The sequence below is a fragment of the Sulfurimonas sp. genome, from assembly GCF_023229105.1.
Classification (GTDB): domain Bacteria; phylum Campylobacterota; class Campylobacteria; order Campylobacterales; family Sulfurimonadaceae; genus Sulfurimonas.
In genome coordinates, this window is sequence record NZ_JALNZY010000122.1 from 1 (window position 1) to 3,482 (window position 3,482).

A 3,482-nucleotide genomic window follows, 5' to 3' on the forward strand; every position below is an offset into this window, starting at 1 on the left:
CCCCTTGCTTCTTGCACTCTTTTTGTTACTTTTTTTACTATTTAAAGAGGTAAGAAAATGAGCCTTTTGTACCCGCAATACCTCTGGCTTACGCTGCTGCTTTTACCGCTGTTTATAAAAAGGGATATAAGAGAGTTTAGAGTTAGCCTATATGGTTATATATTGACATCCCTTTTTATCATCATAGCCCTTAGCAGACCAGTTATCGAACAAGAGCCAATAGAGTCAAAACAGATTCTTAGTGATGTTATTATCGGTGTTGACCTCTCTTTTTCGATGCAAGGAAGTGACTTTGAGCCTACAAGATTATCCTATGCAAAAGAGATGCTAAAAAAGCTTGTAGAGGCGCAACAGCAGAGCCGCTTTGGCATTCTTGGATTTACCACTAATGCTATTATTCTCTCTCCGCTTACTGAGGATAAGGAGCTTTTGCTTCATCTCTTTAGCTCGCTTGATGAGAAATTTATCATCACGCAGGGAAGCTCTATAATGTCGGCTCTTAAACTCTCACGAAAGATGTCAAACTCAAAAACAGCCACAGTCGTGCTCTTTAGCGATGGAGGAGATGAGCTTAGCTACGAGGCTGAGAGCAGATTTGCAAAAGAGAACTCTTTGGTTGTAAATATTTTTATGACGGCATCTGTGAGCGGCTCAACATTAAGGCTTAAAAGTGCAGAGCTGCTAAAAGATGAACTAGGAGATATAGTCGTAAGCCGTCAAAACAGCGCTTGTAAAGAGATTTGTGATGTGAGCGGCGGGATTTATACAAAAGATTTTGATGATTTGCTTGAGGCACTTGAAGCGCAAAAGAGCAAAGATAAAGAGAGCAAAACAACTATCATGAGGAATTTAGAGCTTTTTTACTACTTTGTGGCACTGGCAATTCTTACTTTTTTAGTAAGTGTGACTACACTAAAGAGATATGTAGTGGCATTTTTTCTTCTCTTTGGAGTACATTTGAGTGCGAGCCAAAATATGGAGTTTTTCAATAAAGCAATAGAGTTTTACAGAAGTGGTAAGTATGAAAGTGCGCTTCAAAATTTTGAGATGGTAAAATCCGCGGATGCACAGACTAAATCTATAATCTACTACAATATCGGCAACTCACTTATCAGACTCCAGCAGTTTGAAAAAGCAAGAGAGGCGTATGTGAAATCTTTAACGCTTATGTACTCTAAAGAAGCGGATGAAAATCTGGAGTTTATCCGTGATGCCGGGGAGAAAAAAGAGATGAACACAGGGAAACAGCAGAGCAAAGATAAATCGGCACTTGCAAAAAAAGAGCAGAGTAAGAAGCAAAAAGAGGGTGGCGGCTCAAATATGCAAGTAAGTGCGGCAGCTAGTAGCGGTGCGGATGATGAGGGCAAGAAAACAAAGTCTCAAAACCAGATAAACCTAGACGGCGGCAAGGCGAAACTAAGCTCAAGACAGTATGAGCTAATCAACAAGAGGAGCGTGGATGAGAAGAGACCTTGGTAAAATAATTTTAACAATTTTTATCCTTTTACAGGCAGAAGTTTTTGCTTCAGCATACACATGGAGTGCAACTTCAAACAAAACAGAGGCTTTTGTTCAAGAAGCTATACATCTAAAGTATGTGTGCAATTTTACTAATGCATCAGAGCTTTATACGATTGAGTTTAATCCTGCGGGAGAGTATGAAAAATTCACTCTTAAAAATCTAAGACAGAGTGAGCATATAGTAGAAGGAAAAAGAGTTAACAGCTATGAATTTGTAGCATTTGCCAAAGAAGCGGGAGATATAGAGTTCGACTTTGAAGCTATTATAAAAAAAACTACCAAAGAGTCAATAGAAAATACCGTAATAGGAAGAGATAATGTTCAAAAAGAGGATTTTACGAAAGAGACTATTAAACAGAAGGTTTTAAGAGTTAGTATTAAAGAGACAAACACTCCGCTTGTCGGTGATTTTGCTGTTGAGGTAAAAAAAAATGAACCAAAAGTAAAGGCGTATGAACCGTATCACATGGAGGTCGCAATCAAAGGAGTGGGAAATTTTGAAGCACTAAAACCTATAGAGTTTAACATTGAGGGCGTGAGAGTTTTTGCAGAAGAGGCCGCGCAGAACTATAAACTTAGCGAAGACGGCTTACATGGAGAGTGGAGACAAAAGTTTGCGTTTGTGGCAGAGAAAGATTTTCGGGTTCCTAAGATTGAGATAGAGTATTTCAGCCTTAGTGAGCAAAAATTGCAAAAACTTGTCATAAATGCTTTAGATGTGAGCGTTGAAGCAGGTTTTAAAAAAGAGGAGCTTCTTGATGAAGAATCAAAGAGCGGTTTTGAGTTTGACTACAGTTACCTCTACTACATGTTGGTGTTTATTGCAGGATTTTTAGCCGCAAAAATAAAGATAAAAAAAAGAGCTCTCAAGCAAAACAGCGATGAAGAGTTTGTACAAAAAGTACAAGAAGCAAAATCACTTGATGCTCTCATGGTATTGCTGGTTTTAAAAGATGCAAAGAGATATGAGAAGATAATTGTAGATATTGAAGCAAAAAAAGTAGCTTCTCTTAAAGATGCAAAGAGGATGTTACTAGTTTTGCAATAAAAATATTTAAAAAGATTTTTTTAAATTTTAAATGAGTTATTTAAGCTTTTTTCTTGTATTATTTTGCCAAAAATAACAAAAAGGGTTTTTTATGAAAAAAACTAGTAATGTAATTACATTATTGATAACGGCTAGCGTGATTGCTTTGAGTTTCAGCTTCAGCGGCTGTAGTGCTATGAATACTGCAATTAAGAAGAAAGATTTGGACGTTCAAACAAAAATGTCAGAAACCATATTTTTAGAACCGGTAGTTCCTGAGCAAAAAGTTGTATATTTTGATATCAGAAATACATCCGATAAAGAGATAAATGTTAAAGAAGCTATAGCATCTTCTTTTTTAAACAGAGGATATAAAATAACTCAAAATCCTAAAGAGGCGACTTATATGCTTCAAGGAAATATTTTAAAAGTAGGTAAATCTGACCTTAGAGAGTCGCAATCATATCTTGGTTCAGGCTTTGGTGCAGGAGTAACAGGTGCAGCGGTAGGCGCTGCTGCTGGTTATGCAATGACAGGTAGTGGTAGAACGGGAGCTGCATTGGGGCTAGCTGGAGCTGCACTTGGTTTTGTGGGCGATGCTTTAGTATCTGATGTTGTGTATGTAATGGTTACTGACTTACAAATTCGTGAGAGACCGCTAGAAGGCGAAGTTGTTACTCAAACTCAACAAGCTAATTTAGCTCAAGGAAGTTCAACTACTACAAAACAAGATATTAAAGGCGGAAAGGTTGAGTGGAAAACTTACCGTACACGTATCGTAAGCACTGCCAACAAGATGAATCTTGAATTTGCAGAGGCACAACCGGTTCTTGAATCTGCATTAGCTCGCTCTATGTCGGGTATATTTTAAACTTTGTGTGGCGACTTGAGCGTCGCCATGCAACTACCGATTAAATCTTTTTTCTTCACTTAA

Annotated in this window: 3 protein-coding genes; all 3 read left to right on the forward strand. The window is 37.8% G+C overall.

Annotation, left to right across the window (positions count from 1 at the left end; all coding sequences use genetic code 11):
- Positions 1-57: 57 nt before the first annotated feature.
- The 3 genes from M0Q17_RS10970 (at position 58) to M0Q17_RS10980 (ending at position 3,419) form a co-directional block, all read left to right on the forward strand.
- The gene (locus tag M0Q17_RS10970; RefSeq protein ID WP_295086789.1) at positions 58-1,479 is read left to right on the forward strand and encodes a VWA domain-containing protein; all 1,422 of its coding nucleotides are present in this window, start codon (positions 58-60) and stop codon (positions 1,477-1,479) included.
- Positions 1,460-2,569 carry a hypothetical protein gene (locus M0Q17_RS10975; RefSeq protein WP_295086791.1) on the forward strand — a complete coding sequence of 370 codons (1,110 nt, stop codon included), beginning with the start codon at positions 1,460-1,462 and terminating at the stop codon, positions 2,567-2,569. Before M0Q17_RS10970 ends, M0Q17_RS10975 begins: the two co-directional genes overlap by 20 nt.
- 91 nt (positions 2,570-2,660) lie before the next feature.
- Entirely contained in the window at positions 2,661-3,419 is a 759-nt protein-coding gene (locus M0Q17_RS10980) for a complement resistance protein TraT (protein ID WP_295086793.1), read from the forward strand.
- Positions 3,420-3,482: the final 63 nt, after the last annotated feature.

What these genes read in the sequence shown, in the direction of transcription:
- M0Q17_RS10970 (WP_295086789.1), top strand. Translation starts at nt 58, where the DNA reads ATGAGCCTTTTGTACCCGCAATACCTCTGGCTTACGCTGCTGCTTTTA.
- M0Q17_RS10975 (WP_295086791.1), top strand. Translation starts at nt 1,460, where the DNA reads ATGAGAAGAGACCTTGGTAAAATAATTTTAACAATTTTTATCCTTTTA.
- M0Q17_RS10980 (WP_295086793.1), top strand. Translation starts at nt 2,661, where the DNA reads ATGAAAAAAACTAGTAATGTAATTACATTATTGATAACGGCTAGCGTG.